Annotated in this window: 13 protein-coding genes and 2 pseudogenes; 6 read left to right on the top strand and 9 right to left on the bottom strand. The window is 42.6% G+C overall.

Annotation, left to right across the window (positions count from 1 at the left end):
- The 3 genes and pseudogenes from GQS54_RS02200 to GQS54_RS02190 all read left to right on the top strand — a co-directional run.
- Positions 1-496 (top strand): annotated as a pseudogene (locus tag GQS54_RS02200) (transposase); the annotation flags it as partial.
- 568 nt (positions 497-1,064) lie between these two features.
- Positions 1,065-3,728: an EAL domain-containing protein gene (locus tag GQS54_RS02195; protein WP_166422358.1), complete on the top strand. Its 2,664-nt coding sequence runs from the start codon at positions 1,065-1,067 to the stop codon at positions 3,726-3,728.
- Between the two features lie 729 nt (positions 3,729-4,457).
- A complete protein-coding gene (locus GQS54_RS02190; protein ID WP_346766542.1) occupies positions 4,458-4,976 on the top strand; it encodes a tyrosine-type recombinase/integrase in 519 nt (172 codons plus the stop codon).
- A 258-nt stretch (positions 4,977-5,234) separates the two neighbouring features.
- Here the strand turns inward: GQS54_RS02190 and GQS54_RS02185 are convergent, their stop codons facing one another.
- From GQS54_RS02185 to gcvT, 4 genes are all read right to left on the bottom strand, one after another.
- Positions 5,235-6,332 (bottom strand): glutathione S-transferase family protein, encoded by a 1,098-nt coding sequence (locus GQS54_RS02185; protein WP_166422357.1) that lies wholly within the window; start codon positions 6,330-6,332, stop codon positions 5,235-5,237.
- Positions 6,333-6,789: 457 nt separating this feature from the next.
- Positions 6,790-9,699, bottom strand: coding sequence for an aminomethyl-transferring glycine dehydrogenase (gcvP, locus tag GQS54_RS02180; RefSeq protein WP_166422356.1), 2,910 nt, complete (start codon positions 9,697-9,699; stop codon positions 6,790-6,792).
- Positions 9,700-9,881: 182 nt separating this feature from the next.
- A complete protein-coding gene (gene gcvH, locus GQS54_RS02175; RefSeq protein ID WP_166422355.1) occupies positions 9,882-10,271 on the bottom strand; it encodes a glycine cleavage system protein GcvH in 390 nt (129 codons plus the stop codon).
- A 72-nt stretch (positions 10,272-10,343) separates the two neighbouring features.
- Positions 10,344-11,423, bottom strand: coding sequence for a glycine cleavage system aminomethyltransferase GcvT (gene gcvT, locus GQS54_RS02170; protein ID WP_166422354.1), 1,080 nt, complete (start codon positions 11,421-11,423; stop codon positions 10,344-10,346).
- Positions 11,424-11,564: 141 nt separating this feature from the next.
- On the opposite strand from gcvT, the gene GQS54_RS02165 reads away from it, so the two are divergent.
- Positions 11,565-12,416, top strand: coding sequence for a LysR family transcriptional regulator (locus GQS54_RS02165; protein ID WP_166422353.1), 852 nt, complete (start codon positions 11,565-11,567; stop codon positions 12,414-12,416).
- Positions 12,417-12,575: 159 nt separating this feature from the next.
- Here the strand turns inward: GQS54_RS02165 and GQS54_RS02160 are convergent, their stop codons facing one another.
- The 3 genes from GQS54_RS02160 to GQS54_RS02150 form a co-directional block, all read right to left on the bottom strand.
- Positions 12,576-12,746 carry a hypothetical protein gene (locus tag GQS54_RS02160; RefSeq protein WP_166422352.1) on the bottom strand — a complete coding sequence of 57 codons (171 nt, stop codon included), beginning with the start codon at positions 12,744-12,746 and terminating at the stop codon, positions 12,576-12,578.
- A 209-nt stretch (positions 12,747-12,955) separates the two neighbouring features.
- Positions 12,956-14,023, bottom strand: a complete 1,068-nt coding sequence (locus GQS54_RS02155; protein ID WP_166422351.1) for an XrtA/PEP-CTERM system-associated ATPase — start codon at positions 14,021-14,023, stop codon at positions 12,956-12,958.
- A gap of 164 nt (positions 14,024-14,187) precedes the next feature.
- A complete protein-coding gene (locus GQS54_RS02150) occupies positions 14,188-14,838 on the bottom strand; it encodes a hemolysin III family protein (protein ID WP_166422350.1) in 651 nt (216 codons plus the stop codon).
- Positions 14,839-14,946: 108 nt separating this feature from the next.
- On the opposite strand from GQS54_RS02150, the gene GQS54_RS02145 reads away from it, so the two are divergent.
- On the top strand, positions 14,947-15,276 hold the full coding sequence (locus GQS54_RS02145; protein ID WP_166422349.1) for a GIY-YIG nuclease family protein: 330 nt from the start codon (positions 14,947-14,949) through the stop codon (positions 15,274-15,276).
- Positions 15,277-15,325: 49 nt separating this feature from the next.
- Positions 15,326-18,220 (top strand): bifunctional [glutamate--ammonia ligase]-adenylyl-L-tyrosine phosphorylase/[glutamate--ammonia-ligase] adenylyltransferase, encoded by a 2,895-nt coding sequence (gene glnE, locus GQS54_RS02140; RefSeq protein WP_166422348.1) that lies wholly within the window; start codon positions 15,326-15,328, stop codon positions 18,218-18,220.
- Positions 18,221-18,260: 40 nt separating this feature from the next.
- Here glnE and GQS54_RS02135 read toward each other — a convergent pair whose 3' ends face one another.
- Positions 18,261-18,878 (bottom strand): TcpQ domain-containing protein, encoded by a 618-nt coding sequence (locus tag GQS54_RS02135; RefSeq protein ID WP_166422347.1) that lies wholly within the window; start codon positions 18,876-18,878, stop codon positions 18,261-18,263.
- 73 nt (positions 18,879-18,951) lie between these two features.
- A pseudogene (gene lpxL / locus GQS54_RS02130) lies at positions 18,952-19,860 on the bottom strand (LpxL/LpxP family Kdo(2)-lipid IV(A) lauroyl/palmitoleoyl acyltransferase); the annotation flags it as partial.
- Between the last annotated feature and the right edge of the window lie 168 nt (positions 19,861-20,028).

Here is a 20,028-nt window from a genome sequence, read left to right as displayed (position 1 = left end):
GAGGGAAGATTTAAATCACAAGCGATATTAGATAAAGTGTAGTGCTGGCGTACATGGCGTATGTGGATTTAAACCCTATCCGTGCAAAATGGCAAAAAAGCATGAAACATCAAAGCACACCAGCATCAAAAAACGAATTCGAGCCATTAAAAACCAACAACCTCAACCGAGCGTTTTAATGCCCTTTATAGGTAATCCTCGGGACGAAATGCCCAGAGGTATCGCGTATTCGCTAAAAGACTATTGTCAGTATGCCGATACTACAGGCCGTTGCATTCGTGATGATAAGGCCGGTCATATCGATAACACTCACAGTCCTATTCTTCAAAGATTGGGATTAGACTCTGCTCAATGGCTCACATTAACTACTGAGTTTGAAAAACACTTCTACTACGCAGCAGGTGCTGAGCAAATGATGAATGCATTTAAGCGCCACAACCATCAACAACGACTGCGGGGAATAGCCAAAGCGAAAGAGTTGTTAAAGTGCGCCTAAAGCAGACTTAAAGAGCACAACCCAAGCATATCTTGTAGCCTACTTCCTTGGTCAATGCTCAAGATTTCAATAAAAATCATCAATCGGCCTGACTCAAAGTACCTCAACTCTTCTGGTAAGAAACTCCACTCGAAGTAGGTGAAAATTATTAGGTAATTTTAATTACGGATGTCTCTGTAAGTCTGGCAACACGCAGAGGAATAACCAACGAGGTTAGGCTGCGTAGTTAAACCTAATTGGCAGCGACGATTGGTAAATGGTTGCAACCTTTACTTTCGGGTAGAAAACCGGGGGCATAAAAATTAATTTCATTTAACTTTGTTCTTACCCTGATATTATTTATTGTGTCGTTAGCATAATAATTCAAAATAGTGAGGGTTAAACGACGATTTCCTTAGTCCAATACCGTAATATTAAGTTAAAACTTAAAATACTAAAAAGGTCTCGCAAAAGGGTGTTTCATCTGTAATAGTTAAATCGAATACTGGAGAGCGATACACATGGCAGCATTACCAGCGTGAGATCTATATGCACTTTGAAGCTAAATCCAAGATAAAAATACAGAATAATGATAATCAATAAACTGCTCACTGCTCTAATGCTACTTATTGCGTTATTTTCTATCATTGTGGCAGCAAGTACTTTTAAAATATCTAAAACATCGAAACTCCATCAACTCAACACTCAACACCTTAAATACGTTATTCAATTGAATGATCTGATCGCCAGTAATCCTAATGTAATTCCGGATACTGAAGCGCTTAAAAATATAGTACAAAAAATTAAAGCACAGCCACAAGAGTGTATTGAACAATCGGGTTCTATTGACCTATTTATCATGAGATTAATAAATACCGAAAGCATCATCACTATTTGTAAGAAGGATGTTAAATTAGCGGATGAATTAATAAAAAAAATAACCTTGTTCGAACAGGGAAAAGTCACTTCAGCTAACATGATAGCCAATCTTAATCAGTCTTCTGATAGGTTTAAGGCCAACTCTATCGAATTTATTAAACCTGTAGATAAACTATCAGATTTTATTCTTAAGACCTCAACGACGTCGATAATTATCTTATCGGTTGTTTTTTTTCTAATCGCCTTTGCCATTTCTAAAGCTATTTCAAACGTCGTTGTAAGCATGCAAAAAACCAGTAATGAACTTCTGCTTAGTGAAGAAAAGCTCCAACTTTCTTCTAGAGTCTTTAGGGATACGCATGAAGGCATAATGATCACCGATGCCCAACAGCTGATTGTTGACGTTAACCCTGCCTTTACCGATATTACCGGTTACACCCATGATGAGATTATTGGTCAGTCCCCCAAAATTTTAAGTTCTGGCAAGCAAAGCACACAGTTTTATGCGCAAATGTGGAACTCCATTACACAGCATGGACACTGGCGAGGTGAAGTCTGGAATAGAACTAAGCAGGGTAAGTTATATTCTGAATTACTTAATATTTCATCATTAACCAATAACAGTGGTGCAGTGACCCATTATGTTGCGGTATTTTCCGACATTACGAGCATCAAGAAACAACAAGATAAACTCAATTTGATGGCTCACTATGATGTACTAACCAAGCTACCCAATAGAGCATTATTTATAGATCGCTTTCACCAATCTATTGCCCATAGTAAACGTACGGGGTTTCAACTAGCGGTGTGTTTCCTGGATTTAGATGATTTCAAACCCGTGAATGACAACTATGGCCATGAGGCAGGCGATCGATTACTTGTTGAAGTTGCAGACCGAATCATGGGTTGCATAAGAGAGGAGGATACAGTATCTCGCCAAGGCGGAGATGAGTTTGCCATATTACTAAATGATATTGAAACGACATCGCAGTATGAAGTAACCATGCAACGCATTCATCAAGTCTTAGCACAACCTTATTTTATTGATGGCGTTCAACATATTATTACTGCCTCTAGTGGTATAACCTTATACCCAACCGATAATGGCGACATCGATACATTATTGCGCCACGCTGATCATGCTATGTACCAATCTAAATTGTCGGGGAAACATCGCTCTCAGTTGTATAGTCCTGATTCCGATCAACGTATTATTCAAAAACATCTGCAACTAGAAGAAATTGAGCAGGCTTTAGTTCAGCGAGAATTTCAATTGTACTACCAGCCTAAAGTGAACATGGTTACAGGTAAGGTGTTTGGTGCTGAAGCCTTAATACGCTGGTTTCACCCTGAAAAAGGATTGATCCCTCCACTCGATTTTTTACCGTATATTGATGGTACTCCGTTAGAAAGCAAAATTGGCGAATGGGTGATAAATGAAGCGCTTCATCAACTAGAGGATTGGCAACAACAAGGCATTGCGATTGAAGTGAGTGTGAATATTTCATCAAACCACTTACTTTCTTCTTCGTTTTTTACCGTCCTAGAAAAATGCTTAGCTGAGCATCCTTCTGTCGACGCCAAATGCTTACAATTGGAAATATTAGAGAGCTCTGCTTTAGGTGATATAAACGCAATTACGAAAATCATTGAGACATGCCAAAACTTATTAGGTGTTAGTGCTTCATTGGATGATTTCGGTACCGGTTACTCATCATTGACCCACCTAAGAAGTCTGCCTGTTAATACGATTAAGATTGATCAAAGCTTTGTCAGAGATATGCTCGATGATCCAAGTGACTACTCTATCATCGATGGCGTCATTTCTTTATCAAAATCATTTAACCGTAACGTTATTGCTGAAGGTGTTGAAACGACTAAGCATGGTCTTTTGCTTATACTGATGGGCTGTGAACAGGCTCAAGGTTATGGGATCGCCAAACCGATGCCTGCTACCGATTTATGTCACTGGCTTGATAGTTATTTACCTAATAAACAATGGCTTATTTGTGGCACTACGAATCTTAATATGAAAGAAAAAAGTTTAGAGATATTTAAACTTATTACTTCACAGTGGCAAGAAAGTATTAGAGCAAAGGTGGAAGCAACGCCAAATAACGTTAAGCCTTGGCCGATTCTCGACAGTACGGCGTGTCATTGTGGTAACTGGATTCGGCTAAAAACGCAAGAACAGTTATTTGCAAGAGGAAGCATGTTACGACTTGAAAACGTTCATGATGAAATTCATGCTATTGCTCTAGAAATACAACGTAAGTACCAATCCGGAGATATAAAAACTGCTCGTGCTGATTTATCCGTTCTAGCGCTGGCTTTTGGCGTGATGAATAACGCTATAGAGTCACTAAATACGTAAATTATCGCATATGCAACAGCGTCAAGTTTCAAACTAGTAAAACTAGGGTCAGGGTCAGGGTCAGGGTCAACTTTAAAACTAGAAAAGGTCATCGGCGCAAGAACAAAGTTAAAGAACGCACAGGCTATACTTCAAACTCAAATTCGAAATCAACGAGCAGTGGTTGATTAAATCGCGGTAAACATCTTATTTACTGGTGACCACGACAGATCTAGTTGGAAACTCCGCCCCCTACTTTTCAACAACTTACGTTAGAGGTGTGGGCAAATCTAGTTGGTAACTTCGGGTATTCTTCACTAAACTTTTTCCGGCTCAGACAATTCTAGTTAAACACTGCATTACAACCCTTATTTTTAAAGAGATCGGGCATATACTTCTTAACGTTTTTATATTCAATCTCTGTTCAAAACAGTAGCCCTAATGTATGTGAACTATGCAAACGATTGAGACCTATTTCTTGTTTCAACTGTACCTGCAATAGAAGTTAATCTCCCTAATCTATGCATTGTTTACGATTGTTTTTGCAAAGTGTCTCAAAGTAAACCGCGCAACTTTGAGATGTATCTTTGTGAAATTTAGCACAGCCCGAACCATCAGATTTATACTCGCTGCAACCGCCCGCACAACTTACTTCTAATCCACCCGTTCTAGAGATTTTACCTCCATGTCCCGCTGCCACTACATTTAGAAAAGCAGAACTATTGAGTTTGCGAATTAAAGATATTGATTTTGACTCCAAAAATATTTTTTGTATTTCGCGGGAAAGGTAGAAGAGACCGCGTAACCATGTTGCCTGATGGCTTAATCGAGCAAATAAGAACTCAGATCGAAAAGGTCCGTGATAGGCATGATAGAGATCTTGCTGAGGGGGAAGGAAAAACCAGCCTTCCTTCTGGTCTTGCTCGAAAGTACCCCTATGCGATTACAGATTTTAAGTGGCAATATCTTTTTCCGTCTACGGTACGATGCAAACACCCTGTAGATGATTATTTTTGCCGCCATCATCTGCATTGGACATCGCTTACAAAAACATTGAGAAAAGCAGTAAAAGTGTCAGAGATCCACAAGCATGTCACTGCTCATACATTTCGACATTCCTTTGCCACGCAACTGCTTAAAAGCGGCACAGACATCCGCACTGTGCAGGAGTTACTTGGTCATACGGATTTAAAGACAACGCAAATTTATACACATGTGATTGGTCAACATTCATCAGGAACGACAAGTCCTATAGATCGAATGTTTTAAGTAAAACTAGCCGGGCTTAATGTCCGGTTTTCATTATCGACAACGGAAAATAGTAAAATTAATTGAACGATGGAAGTGGCAATTATTAGTTGTTTCAAATTTTAGGCTTATGTCTGCTTTTAGCGGATTTATGGTCTTGACCGTGACGGAAGAAAAGGTCAGCAATTCGCTCTTTGTTGTCGTAAGGTTCAACAAATAAATTATTAACTTTATGTCGGAGAACTAGTCATTAGATTGTGAAATGCTAAATACAAAAAGTTAGGGATTTGCTAGTTTTAACAGGCAATCCCGTCTTTCAAGGCGGTGGCTAAGTTTAAACTCTAGTAGGGCCGCACCTCCTATTTTGGTTAATAACTCATTGGCGGCTGCTCGACTCTGCTCTGGCAACTCAGCTATACAATCGAGTACTGCTTGTAAGCGTAAAAGGGAAAAGCTTTTGGACATACACATTCCGGAACTGCCTCCTGTGGTGAACGGTGTCATTTCAAAGCGACGAGGAAGTTCTTCATCGGGCTCAGCGCTGATGGCCCATTTTGCTAACATATTGTTCATTTCAGTCAATACAGGTAAGTGTTCTTCCATATGGCGAGTCAAAATGGGTATTAGTGTTTCGGGTATGATATCGGCGTTTACTAACAAACCATCTTCTGCGGTCCCGCCTGCGATGGTACGTTCAGTCCATTGTGCCACACGTGGCGCGAGGCGTTTCATTATTTCACCCGAGGCAGGGTCTCTATACAAGTGAGCATACAGTGGACCTAGTAATGCGAAATCAGCTAGGCTTGGGCGGTCTCCCAATATATAACGATGTTGTTCGAGGTGTTTGGAAAAGTCTGTGAGAAATGATTCATATGCGCGTTCGATTCCCGGGATAGTGTCTTCGTTAATTCCCATTAGAGGTACAAAACCTCGAAAATGCTGACCGCGTTCTTTGCCAAGCCGATATTGTTCTTCGGGAGAAGCATCAGGTGCCGACGAACGACCAAACTCAGAATAGATCCATTCTTCGTTGTAGTTCCATCGATAATGCATGGCAGGGATGGTTAGCCATTCATCGGCATAAAGTTGCAGCAATAAGGACACAAGTTGCTGAATAGGGCCCTTAGGCATCACGCTAGGCCCGGTTGTCACGTTTTCTACATGGGCGATAATATCAACCGTGTCTTGGACGATTTGTCCGTTAGGTAATTGTAAAACAGGAATGACGGGCCAGCCAACATTGGGAAGAATGACTTCTTCCATTATTTTTTTTGTGACGGCGTGTTCCACAAAATCTAGTTTTTTCCACCGCAGATATCCTCTTGCTTTACCTGTGAATAAACTGGCTTGTGAACCGAAGAGTGAGTATTGAGACATTATATAGCTCCTAAAATACCAAGAAGATGGATAAGTTTACGTGTAGTCATTTGTAAGGCAAATCACCCTAGGTTATTGACTGACCTAGGGTCGCTTTTGTGGAGGCAGTGATTTAGCTAATGGGTTAATCAATATTGTATCAGCATGGCTGGGAAGTCTTCCGATACAAGCTGTACCCCTGCTTTTATAAAACCCCAAAATTAAATTAAAATGCATGTCGAAATAAGTAAAACTAGGGTCAGGGTCAACTTAAAGGTCATCGGCGCCAGAACAAAGTTAAAGAACGCACAGGCTATACTTCAAATTCTAAATCAACGAGCATTGGTAGATTTTTAAAATACCCTCTTCTCGCTCAAAGCCGATATAAAGCACAAACAAAAATGCCCTCGATATAGGAGGGCATTTAGTCGTTGATTAAATCGCGGTAAACATCTTATTTACTGGGAAATTTAAAACCCTACTCTTCCATATAACTCTCAATCGATGGGCAAGAGCAAATAAGGTTGCGGTCCCCGTAAACATCATCGATACGATTCACGCTGGGCCAGAATTTATTTTTCGCTACGCTGGCTACTGGGTAAGCAGCGGTGTGGCGATCGTAACTGCGATCCCAGTTGGCGTCGCAGATATCATCTAGGGTATGCGGTGCATTGTGTAATGGGTTGTCTGTTGCGCCCCACTCGCCTGACTCGACTTTTGCGGCTTCGGCACGAATGCACACCATCGCTTCGATAAAGCGGTCTAGCTCGACTTTGGCTTCTGATTCTGTAGGCTCGATCATCAGCGTACCCGCGACAGGGAAGCTCATGGTCGGGGCGTGGAACCCGTAGTCGTTTAAGCGCTTAGCGATATCTACTTCTGTTACGCCTGATGCTTCTTTAACAGGGCGTAAGTCGATAATACATTCGTGTGCTACACGGCCATTTCGCCCGCGGTATAACACGTTGAAGTGTCCGTCTAGCTTATTGGCAATGTAGTTAGCGTTCAAAATAGCAACTTCAGTGGCTTTTTTCAGCCCAGCACTGCCCATCATCTTGATGTACATATAGCTGATTGGCAAAATAGACGCACTGCCCCATGGCGCGGCAGATACAGCACCATTGCCAGCTGTTGTGTTGCCTGTGTCGATGACTTTGTGGTTCGGTAAGAATGGCGCTAAGTGTGATTTAACACCAATGGGCCCCATACCTGGGCCACCGCCACCGTGAGGGATACAGAAAGTTTTGTGCAAGTTCAAGTGGGATACATCAGAGCCTATATAGCCTGGCGACGTAATGCCAACCTGGGCATTCATGTTCGCGCCGTCTAGGTAAACCTGACCGCCAAACTCATGCACGATATCGCACATTTCCTTAATGGTTTCTTCATATACGCCGTGGGTTGACGGGTAGGTGATCATCGCACATGAAAGGTTGTCTGCTACTTCAGTGGCTTTCTTGCGCAAATCCGCTAAGTCAACATTACCGTTTTTATCACAATTAACCACAACTACTTTTAGACCAACCATTTGCGCTGACGCGGGGTTGGTGCCGTGGGCAGAGCTTGGAATAAGGCAGATATTACGGTGCCCATCGTTGCGGCTTTCGTGATAGTGCTTAATCGCGATAAGGCCGGCGTACTCACCCTGAGCACCCGAGTTAGGCTGCATTGAAAGCGCATCGTAACCTGTGATATCCAGTAACCATTCGCTTAATTCGCTGAGCATTTGGCTATAGCCTTGTGCTTGGTCGATAGGCGCGAACGGGTGTAATTTGCCGAATTCTGGCCAGGTAACAGGGATCATCTCAGCTGTCGCATTTAGCTTCATGGTGCATGAGCCTAGGCTTATCATCGAATGATTAAGCGCTAAGTCTTTGTCCTCTAATGATTTAATATAACGCAGCATTTCGGTTTCTGACTGATAGCTATTGAATACCTTGTGGGTCAAAATATCACTGGTACGCACCAATTCAGCTGGAATGGACTGGCTACCTTTGGCCACAATTTGCTGGTCCAGTTGATTCAAGTCTAAGCCATGTGCTTCGCCGAACAATACATTGAACAGCGCATTAATGTCGTCACGCGTGGTGGTTTCGTCAAGGCTGATACCCACAGCACCTTCAATGTCGGTACGCAAGTTCATTTGCGCGGCGTTGGCGGCTGCAACAATGGCGTCTTTTCTATCGCCAACATTGACCGTTAACGTGTCGAACCAAGTGCTGTTTACTAGGCTTAGTCCTTTACTGGTGTGTTGTTCGATACCCGCTGCAAGAATATCGGTAAAACGATGTATGCGTGAAGCAATCGTTTTCAAGCCTTCAGGGCCATGGTACACCGCATAGAAGGAGGCCATATTGGCCAGTAACACCTGAGCGGTACAAATGTTTGAGTTGGCTTTTTCGCGGCGTATATGTTGCTCACGGGTTTGCAGTGCCATACGCAAAGCTGGGCGACCACGGGTATCTTTTGATACACCGATAATACGACCAGGTAGTGAACGTTTGTATGCATCGCGAGTAGCGAAGAAGGCGGCATGTGGCCCACCGTATCCCATTGGCACGCCAAAGCGCTGGGCAGATCCTAATACCACGTCTGCCCCCATTTCACTTGGCGCTTTGAGTAATACTAAGCTCATGATGTCTGCAGATACGGCCACTATGCCTTTGTTTGCTTGCACTTGAGCAATAATATCCGTTAAATCATTTACTGCACCTGTGGTGCCTGGGTATTGCAATAACGCACCGAATACGTCGTGGCTAGCAGCTTCTTTTGCATTGCCAACTACCACGTCGAAACCGAACATATCAGCACGGGTTTGAATGACGTCTAACGTTTGAGGGTGCACATCATCAGCCACAAAAAACAGGTTTGATTTTTTGTTTTTCGATACACGTTTGGCCAGACCCATGGCCTCAGCTGCCGCTGTTGCTTCATCAAGCAAAGACGCAGAAGCCAACTCCAAACCGGTCAAATCGATAGTCACTTGCTGAAAGTTAAGCAGTGCTTGCAAACGCCCTTGAGCGATTTCAGGCTGATAAGGCGTATACGCCGTATACCAACCCGGATTTTCTAACACGTTACGTAAGATAACGTTCGGCGTGAGGGTGTCGTGATAGCCCATACCAATATACGAACGGTGTACTTTATTCTTGCTGGCAACCGATTTTAAATAGGCCAAAGCTTGTGCTTCGGTTTGACTTTCACCCACGTTAAGGCTTTCAGGCAAACGAATGCCTTCCGGCACAGTTTGTTGCATCAAGTCGTCAAGTGAGTCGGCACCGACAAATTCCAACATTTCAGCCATTTCAGCTTCACTTGGGCCAATATGGCGGCGAATAAAATCTTGAGTTTGCTCTAACTGCGAAAGGGAAAAATTAGCATGTGGCATAACTGGCTTACCGATTCCTTAAAACGTGAGTGACCTAAATCAAAAGCAAAGCCTTTAATTTAATATATATTTTTTAGATGATGCGAAGCGCATCACCAACCAAATCTAGACTTTACTAAACCTGTAACGATACTCAGAAACCCAAAGAGCAACATTAAGTTGCTCTTTGATTCAGCTAATATTTAGTCTTCTGAAATACTGGTTTCGTAACTTTCAGCATCGAGTAAACCTTCAACTTCTTCGACGTCATCTGCTTTAATACGGAACAACCAACCATCGCCGTATGGGTCAGAGTTAACTAACTCAGGGCTGTCTTCCAAATCGGCATTAACGGCAACAATTTCGCCGCAAAGAGGTGCGTAGACATCAGACGCCGCCTTGACCGATTCTGCAACCGCCACATCGTCACCGGCACTAACCGTTGCGCCAACATCTGGCAATTCAACAAACACCATATCGCCAAGTAATTCTTGTGCATGCTCGCTGATACCGACAGTGAATGTACCGTCTCCTTCTGGACGAACCCATTCGTGTGTAGCGGCGTAACGTAAATCTGCAGGGATATTGCTCATAGTAGTTCCTAAATATTGAAGTCGTTTGCTCAAGTGAAATAGCGAAAAACCGCTATTTCGCCAGTTGATTAGTTATAAAACGCTTTTACCATTTCGTACAAAGCTCGGCTTAACCACATTTACTGTAACCCACTTTTTACGGATTTCCACCTGTGCCGTTTCGCCCACCGGAGTAGGGACACGCGCCATAGCAATACTGTGACCTAAGGTCGGAGAGAACGTACCAGATGTGATCGTTCCTTCGCCGCCTTCAACCTTAACCGTCTGGCCGTGGCGTAAAACCCCTTTATCGGTCATCACTAAACCCACTAGTTTTTCAGTGCCAGCGGCTTTCTGTGCTTCTAACGCTTGACGACCAACAAAGTTACGATCTGCAGGCTCCCACGATATAGTCCAACCCATATTGGCAGCAAGTGGCGAAATAGTTTCATCCATGTCCAAGCCATATAAATTCATACCCGCTTCTAAGCGCAACGTATCCCGCGCCCCCAAACCACATGGCGCAACGCCTGCATCTAGAAGCTTCTGCCAGAAATCAGCGGCTTGATCGTTAGGCACCATAATTTCATAGCCTGTTTCTCCGGTATAACCTGTGGTGGCGATAAACAAATCTTCAGCTTGTACACCGAAGAATGGCTTCATACCTGCGACCGCTTCATTTTGTGCTGAGGAGAATAAAGTTGCTGCTTTTTCTTTAGCTTGTGGTCCTTGAACGGCAATCATGGCAAATTCGGGACGCTCAGTAATGGTCACGTTAAAGCCACTGGCTTGGGCATTAAGCCAATCCATGTCTTTCTCGCGCGTGGCTGAGTTTACGACTAGGCGATAATTTGTGGTTTCAAAGTGGTAAACAATCAAATCGTCAATCACGCCACCTTCGTCATTTAACATACCGCTGTATAACGCCTTGCCACGCTCTTGCAGCTTAACGACATCGTTAGCGAGTAAGTGACGCAAGTAGTCTTGAGCTTGCTCACCTGTGACATCCACAATAGTCATATGAGATACGTCAAACATGCCAGCAGCGCGGCGCACAGCATGATGCTCTTCTATTTGTGAGCCGTAATTGATTGGCATTTCCCAGCCGTGAAAATCAACCATTTTAGCGCCTGCTTCCAAGTGCTTACTGTGCAAAACCGTTTTATTGGGCATGTGACTTATCTTATTAAATTAACGTGGAGTCAGTATAGGCAGGCAAATAACTCACAACAAATTGGAAATATTAATGCTTACATTAACATTACTTATCTATAGAATAGTTTTCATCAGATTACTTAATCTATATGGTGAATTATGAAGCAACTTTCACTGGACAACCTACGTACCTTTGTCACGGTGATAGACCTAGGGGGATACGCTAAAGCGGGTGAATATCTTGGGCGTTCTCAGCCTGCGATCAGTTTGCAAATAAAACGTTTGGAAACCCAATTGAATAAGCGCCTTTTCAGTAAGACGGGGCAAAGACACGAAGTGAATCACGACGGTCTCGGGCTATATCATCAAGCCAAAGCCATGTTAGTTATCAATGACGATATTTTCCGCCAGTTTGAACCTGCGGCTATTCGCGGCAGGTTACGCTTGGGGATCCCCAGCGAGTTTGCGACGACTTTGCTGCCTGGCATTGTGGGCGAGTTCAGCAAGCTGTATCCAGATGTATCGTTAGAAGTCACCTCTGCGTTAAGTAAGTCATTGTTAAGTGATAATTTACGTCAAGAATTTGATTTGATTATGGCGTTAATCCCGCACAATAAGCCATTAGAGGGAGAGCTGCTATTAGATGACGATTTAGTTTGGGTGGGCAGTAAAAATCAAAATTTTATGAGCAACACTTTGAGTTTGGTGCTCGCACCAGACGGTTGTATGTATAGAAGTAGAGTGATCCAAGCGCTAAAACAGCAAACGACTCAATGGCGAATAACGTATACCAACGCAGATTTAGCGGGTATTACCGCAGCGATCAATCAAGGTTTAGGTATTACTGCACTTGCCCGAAGCAGTGTGCCCAAAGAATTAAATATTATTCGTCATGAGATGTTGCCAGATTTGGGGAAAATTCGCATTGCACTGTTTAATCAAGCACAACGATATTGGCAAGCAAGTGAAAAGTTAGCGGAATTTATTAAGTCTCGACTAGGGGAAATATAGTAGGCCAAGCCATTTTAGCTTGTGGAAAATTGTTTAAACACATGTATGTAAACAAACAAGGTTAAAAGGAATTAATGACGATTTACTGGCTAATTCAATCTAACGGCTACCTTGCGAATTAAAATATATAAGCAAAAACAGGTAGATGCTAGATTGAGGTTAAATACCAGTACGCAATAAAAACATGCCAACACACGCTAGTAATAGAACCACTGAAAAAACTTCACGATTATATTTACCATGGTAATACGCTTTACGGCGATCTTTTAAGGCTTGATAAACACCTGATGCGTCGTGCTCTGATTTTCGGTTATACGTATCACGTCTCATAATATTATCCTCCTCGGATTAATCTTGTATCGGCCAAACGGTTAAAAAGTTAACCTTCAGCGACAAGAAACAAGTCTATCTCTATATATGGATAATATAATACCCTTTAAGTTCAAATTCATCTTTTTTTACTAAATATTAACAACTTAGTGTCATGAATGATTACTTAATAATCATTTAATAGGTATTTATGGTCTAAACGACATTATTTAGTCGTCTGATTTTAATCGAACATAAGTTTTGTATTTCTTTTTAAGCAACTTATCAATGTAACGCGTCAATTTTATTTTATGGTCAATGGCGTCATCTAAAGCGTCTGTTAGCTCTGTTAACATAGTTTTATAGTATGTAACGTCTTTGACTAATGGCGTCGTCCCGCCCTCTGGCGTTTCTGGGGGGCTAGTGGGTTGTTCAGCAACGTGCACTTGGGGCGCAGCTTCTTCGACAATCACCTTTTCCTCTGGTAAAAACATTTCATCTGCGACTTCTTTTACCACTAACTCAACGGCTTCTTCATCGAAGGTTTCTAGCTCTTCAAGGAATCCATACAATAATATACGGTCCATTAGGGTATTTATTTTACGTGGGACACCACGGGTAAATACATATATTTTGTCATAAGCATCGCTAGAAAAAAGCGTACTGCCAGTATAACCCGCTTGATGCATGCGATATTCAATATACGCCTGAGACTCAGCTTCAGTGAGTGGAGCTAAATGACAAGATGCCACGATCCGCTGACGAAACTGTTCCATGTTTGGCGCCCGCAATATCGGTTGTAGCTCTTCTTGGCCTAACAAAAAACTTTGCAATAAAGGTTTTCCACCTTTTTGAAAGTTCGACAACATACGTAATTCTTCTATGGTTTCTAAAGGTAAATTTTGCGCTTCATCTACCAGTAATAATGCACGCTTGCCTTGTTGATGCAGTTGGGTCAAAAATGTTTCTAAGTCAGCTAAAATATCAGCTTTGGTACTGCCTTTAACGGGGATTTCAAATTTATTGGCAACCATTTTGACCAGTTCATCTGGCGTCAATTTTGGCGTTACAATTTGCGCTGCCACAATGCCTGCTTCCATCGCGTCAAGCAGACTATTGGCAATCGTCGTTTTACCGGTACCAATATCACCCGTAATAACAATAAAACCTTCTGCTTGAGAGAGGCCATATTGCAAATAAGACATCGCCCGTTTATGCCATTTACTAGCAAAGAAAAAACTCGGATCGGGAGTCAATTGAAAAGGTTTAGAAGTTAATCCGTAATAATTTTCGTACATAAAAACGCAGAGTCCATTGGGCAAATCGCACAAGCAAATATTGCTCTAGCTTAAGCCATCAGGGTTATACATAGCAATGTCTAAGGAGATAAAGGCACACAATATTTAACCCTGTGGGGGTCAACGACGCCGGTCCAGCAAAGACCGGCCGATATTCAAAGGCGCTATACCACGTAATAATAGATAGAAAAGAAGTGACAAATACACCCAGCCGTTACAAATAAATGCCAGATAGGATGGGTGTAGCGAATTGTTTTCGCCACATAAAAGATAACGCCTATCGTATAACAAAGCCCCCCTGCCACCAGCAGCCACAACCCTTCGCTTGGCAATGACATATACAAGGGGTAAATAAAGAAAATAGCTAACCATCCCATAAGTAAATAGGTCATAAGCGAAATTTTTGGAAAACGCCCCGCCGCTAAACATTTGAAGCCTACACCTATCATCGCCAAAGCCCAAACCAACGAAATACCTATGATTCCTACCCAGCCTCCCACGGCTAGGAGCATAAACGGTGTGTAAGTACCTGCTATCAATAAATATATTGCACTATGGTCTATAATTTTCAGCACAGACTTTACGTTAGGATTTGTAAAAGCATGATATAACGTTGACGACAAAAACATCGCAATCATCGACACACCATAGATAATCGAAGCCACTTGCGCTAACGTATCCGCGGCTCGTGATAGCAAAAAAACTAACCCTACCACTGATGCAATACACCCAATGCCGTGACTTAATGCGTTGAGCCATTCTTCAACGATCGTGTAGGGTTTTATGTTAGTTAATGGTGGAACCTGTTCTTGCATTTAAGCGCCTTAATATTGAGTGACGTGATGATAATAATATTTGAGCGAACACTTGTACACTGAATAATTAACTGCCTTTTGGCAATCCACTTAGTAGAGTATTTATCGGTGCAACAATGGTTTTTATACATTATTGAAAACAGGTATCAGCATTATTACACTGGGATATGCAAAGACTTGGCCAAGCGATTTTCCCAACATCGAAATAGCGGCCCCTTGTGTGCTAAAGCCTTACGTGGAAAAGGCCCGTTAACTATGATTTATAGCGTGTCTTTGGCTAGCCACTCAGAAGCGCTTAAAATGGAAGTGTGGATTAAAAAACTACCAAAAAAAAAGAAAATACAGCTAGTTGATGGCGAATTAGATTGTCCATTTCATATTCAAATTGTGTCAAAAATCACAGTACCTGAAGATGAATGTAACACCATCACGACTTAGATATTCAACGCAGCAAGTAGCCCACTGCTTGCCCTAATAGGTCATTTTTATGCAGCAATTTCCCGTTACTCAACGTTTATCTTCAGAATTAATCGCCGTAGCTGAACGCCATTGGCAAGCACTATCTGAACACGCAAGTTTTGATAGCCAGTGGCAGACACACAAGGCGCTATTTTGTCAGGTCTTCGCTTTAAGCGACTTTATTGCCAGGCAATGTATCCAGCACCCACATTTTGTTCCTCAGTTAATGACACTGCTAGCTAAAAATAATGCACCACTGGATTTCGAAGCCCTATTGACTGGGGCTTTAGCCGACGTAACGAGTGAAGAGCAATTATTAAAAACACTACGCCTTTTTCGTCATTTGCATATGGCACATATTGCTTGGCTTGATTTAACCAATCAACAACTCATTGAGACTTCGCTAGCTCAGGTATCTGCGTTATCCCAAGCACTCATAGTTCAGGCCAGCGAGTGGCTTAAAAATGAATTAGCTAAGCGCTTTGGTTTACCCATGGGCGAGCTAGGTGAGCAACCTATGTACATTATAGGTATGGGTAAATTAGGTGGTCGCGAACTTAACTTTTCGTCCGATATTGACTTGATTTTTACTTATCCCGAACAAGGTATGACCCAAGGAGGGCGCAAGCCAATTGAACATCAGCAGTTTTTCACTAAGCTAGCGCAGAAACTGATTAGCGCCTTGCATCAGATTACCGCTGAGGGTCAAGTATATCGCGTTGATATGCGTCTTCGTCCTTTTGGCGATAGCGGTCCATTGGTCATGCACTTTGCTGCTATGGAAGACTATTACCAAGAGCAGGGACGCGAATGGGAGCGTTACGCCATGGTTAAGGGCCGGATACTTAATCCAGATGACAGCTACTATCCAGAAATAGCTGATGTTTTACGGCCCTTTATTTATCGTCGTTACTTAGATTACGGTGCGCTAGATTCGTTGCGCAAGATGAAAGCCATGATAAAGAAAGAAGTTCGCAGGCGTCAGCTCAGCGACAATATTAAGTTAGGCCAAGGCGGTATTCGCGAAGCCGAGTTCGTTGTACAAAGCTTGCAGTTGATCCGAGGAGGGAGAGAACCCGCCCTGCAAGAGCAAGGACTTCTTTATAATCTAGCCTTGCTCAACGAAATGGAAATACTGCCCACTGAAGATGTAACGGCGCTACGAGGTAGTTATCTTTGGTTACGTAAAGTAGAACATTGCTTGCAACAATTCGATGATAAACAGACCCAAGTACTGCCCAACAATACTATTGATAAGCAACGTTTAGTTGCTGTGTTGGGGCTAACTGATTATGCACATTTTAAAGAGCAGTTAATTACTCATACGGATATCATCCATGAACAGTTCTTATTGCTGATCGGCGAAGACGCAGCGCCTGAGTTACAAAAAGATGAAGAAGCCTTGTCACCCCTTGAAGATTTATGGCAACTTGAGCTGTTACCCGAAGAGCGCGAAACACTATTAGAGCAGTGGCTCTGCAAGGAACAAGCTGCGACTTTTAGTCAGGCGCTCGTGACGTTTAGTGACAGCTTAAGTACGAGTCGCATTGGTCAGCGCGGCGAAAATATTCTAAATAAGCTTATTCCTCAGTTGTTGATAGTGATTTTGCAACAAGCACCAGATACGGCAAGTGAAAGTCTGAATCGTTGCTTGCAGGTCTTTCGTGCCATTTACGGTCGCACCGCATACCTAGATTTATTATTTGAAAATCAAGGCGCACTAAAACAGCTCGTTAGCCTATGTTCATCAAGTCCTTGGGTGACTGATCAGATTAGCCGCTTCCCTTTGTTGCTAGACGAGCTACTTAATCCGGCGCAATTGGTTAATCCAACCGAACTTACTGAATATGATGCAGAGCTTAGGCTCGCAATGCTGCGTGTGGATGAAAGCGATTTAGAGCAGCAAATGGAAGCATTGCGCCAGTTTAAACTATGCCAACAACTCAAAATTGCAGCAGCTGATATAACCGGTGTTTTACCAGTGATGAAGGTTAGCGATCATTTAACCTACCTCGCGCAAAGTATTATTCGCCAAGTGGTAAATTTAGCCTGGCAACAAATGACTGAAAAGTACGGTGAGCCTGATGGTACCGACTTGCCTGACGAACAACACGAGATGTTAAGTCGCGGCTTTGCCGTCATCGGCTATGGTAAACTAGGTGGCTACGAGCTGGGATATGGCTCAGATCTTGATTTAGTCTTTTTACATAACTGTCATAGTCAAGTACCCACCAATGGCCCTAAGCCAATAGATTCTGGCTTGTTCTATCTCAAGTTATCCCAGCGGATATTGCATTTATTTAATACCAAGATGCCATCGGGTCAATTATATGAGGTCGATATGCGATTGCGCCCATCTGGCAATGCCGGACTACTAGTTTGTCATATAAATAGCTTTAGCGATTATCAAAATCAAACGGCTTGGACATGGGAGCATCAGGCGTTGACGCGGGCGCGTTTTATCGTTGGAAGTACACAGCTAGCTCAACAGTTTCACGATGTACGTCATCAAATTTTGGCAAAGCCAAGAGATCTTGTTGCCTTGCGAGAAGAAGTGGCAGATATGCGCGAGAAGATGCGTCAGCACTTAGGCTCCAATACCAAAGAAGGATTCGATTTAAAACAAGATGCTGGTGGTATTGCCGATATCGAGTTTATCGTTCAATATTTTGTACTCGCCTATTCTTGCCGTGTTCCTGCATTAACAAAATGGCCTGACAACGTAAGAATATTGCAACAACTGCTGTCCAGCGAGTTGCTTAGCGCTGAAGATGCGCAAACATTGAATGACGCCTACTTAACTTATCGAAATACCAATCATAGATTGGTCTTACAACAAACTGCGCAAGTGGCTGATAGTGATAAATTTAAAACCCTGCGAGCAGGCGTTAAGCGCATTTGGCGGCAGATATTTGAGGTGTAGGTCTGAACAATTCCCCCCTATTTTCGCCTACCCTAATCAGCTAACGTACTTCTTTACAGTTGTCTTTTAAATACTGGCTGATCACCGCGGTGATCACCAGTGAACGCTGTTTGGGACACACATAGGTTTTAACCGTGCCCTGGAAATTACTATCGATCGCCCGGGCAATCTCATCTAGACTTCCCACGATAGAATTGTCAATTTGAAAGCCGTGCTTAATAATAAAATCACGATTAAGCTCCCAAATTACCTGTAAACCCTCTGATTGAGCAAAGCTAATAATACTGTTGCGCAGCGTTGAACCAGCCTTGAAAGACCGATGTTTATATTCCCCTACCCAATTAGATGGCAGTGGTTTTTGCAGGCTTTCCATTTTCTGCAAGCGCTCTGCTAATGGTACATCGGATATATTGACCTCATTAACAAAATCACCAATGTTTTCCTCCCGTGGATGACGAGATGATAGACGGTATTCAGCATAAAAATCAGTCATATTTTGAGAAACAGACTTAGGCCCTTCTCCTCCCTCGGGAATTGGTGCATTGATATTCATTTGTTGTAGCACAATCACAAAAATCGCAATCACGATCAATGCTAACGCCAATATCGTATGGCGCCACCAAGCATAGGATTGGGTTTCACTGGGGTTGTGTCTCATTGTTATCATTACTACCTTTCAAACTCTGGCTAAAAAAAATGTTAATGTACGCTAAATAATCATCAATTCTCCGCTAAATATAAAGCGAAGGATCCTCTTTACTAGGCCGCGTTTTAAAGCGCTTATGCTTCCAAAGATATTGTTCTGGTGCCTCTAGCACTAAGGATGCAATCATTTTATTCATACGCGTAACATCTTCTTTATCGTCACCGGAGGGGAAATTCTCCAGTCCCGGAACAACTTTTATTTTATAACCAGTGGCAGTTTTAATTGACGCTAGAAACACGGTTTCACAATTGGCTTCTTTAGCGAACAACAACGAGCCGGTTGTAGTGGCGGTTTGTCCAACAGCAAAAAAGGGCACAAATTCGCATTTGACTCGGCCATAATCTTGATCAGGCAGGTAAAAACATATCTCGCCACCGTTCAACGCCTGAATAAGCCCACGCACATCACGTTTATGTACCATATATTTGTTAGAGCGATTTCGCCCCTAATACTGCATGTATTCCATTAACCGGTTATTGTGTTTACGATAAAAAGCTACCGATGGATTTTTGAGACCTGCCACGCGCACAGCAAATTCCAGATTCATATTATGAATAGCGTACGCCAGTACCCCCTTCCCCTTCGCCAATATGGCTTCAATATGTTCATAACCTTCAAATTGTGCCATTTTCCTGATACGCCAGGTCGGCCACTACCAGCCCATGCTACCCTCAAGAATCGCCATACCCGCGTTTTCGATACTCGCAGCAAGAATTTTCTCGCGCTGAGCAGCGCTGTAATCAGGAAAACACAATGCCAAATTGCGTTTGGCAATCTTTACGCGTTTTTTTGCCAAGACTGACAACAGCTTTCCTAGTCCCTTGCCGATATAAGTTTGTAAGCGATATGGCAACCAAGAAATTATATAAAGAATAACAATGCTGAGCCACGTTAACCAAAAACGAGGATGAAAAAATGCAAGTTCAAATTTTGGTGGTAAAACGAAAGGCTACTGCAATACCCGCTCCGAGTGAATAATTAATGGGCTATTGTAAGCAACAATTAGCTAATTACTATTTAACTGGGTATAAAATTCTATTTACTTTATTCTATACATACAAAGCGCTTATCTCTTTTGTTCTGCTCGGTTGGGCAAAACAAG

The organism is Paraglaciecola sp. 20A4 (assembly GCF_011378905.1).
Classification (GTDB): domain Bacteria; phylum Pseudomonadota; class Gammaproteobacteria; order Enterobacterales; family Alteromonadaceae; genus Paraglaciecola.
Note: the sequence above shows the minus strand (reverse complement) of the source record. Positions and strands in the feature narration are given on the sequence as shown.

Coding starts and splice junctions, on each gene's coding strand:
- GQS54_RS02160 (WP_166422352.1), bottom strand. CDS start 12,746: ATGAGACGTGATACGTATAACCGAAAATCAGAGCACGACGCATCAGGT.
- gcvP (WP_166422356.1), bottom strand. CDS start 9,699: ATGCCACATGCTAATTTTTCCCTTTCGCAGTTAGAGCAAACTCAAGAT.
- GQS54_RS02135 (WP_166422347.1), bottom strand. CDS start 18,878: ATGAGACACAACCCCAGTGAAACCCAATCCTATGCTTGGTGGCGCCAT.
- gcvT (WP_166422354.1), bottom strand. CDS start 11,423: ATGCCCAATAAAACGGTTTTGCACAGTAAGCACTTGGAAGCAGGCGCT.
- GQS54_RS02185 (WP_166422357.1), bottom strand. CDS start 6,332: ATGTCTCAATACTCACTCTTCGGTTCACAAGCCAGTTTATTCACAGGT.
- GQS54_RS02150 (WP_166422350.1), bottom strand. CDS start 14,838: ATGCAAGAACAGGTTCCACCATTAACTAACATAAAACCCTACACGATC.
- GQS54_RS02165 (WP_166422353.1), top strand. CDS start 11,565: ATGAAGCAACTTTCACTGGACAACCTACGTACCTTTGTCACGGTGATA.
- glnE (WP_166422348.1), top strand. CDS start 15,326: ATGCAGCAATTTCCCGTTACTCAACGTTTATCTTCAGAATTAATCGCC.
- GQS54_RS02195 (WP_166422358.1), top strand. CDS start 1,065: ATGATAATCAATAAACTGCTCACTGCTCTAATGCTACTTATTGCGTTA.
- gcvH (WP_166422355.1), bottom strand. CDS start 10,271: ATGAGCAATATCCCTGCAGATTTACGTTACGCCGCTACACACGAATGG.
- GQS54_RS02155 (WP_166422351.1), bottom strand. CDS start 14,023: ATGTACGAAAATTATTACGGATTAACTTCTAAACCTTTTCAATTGACT.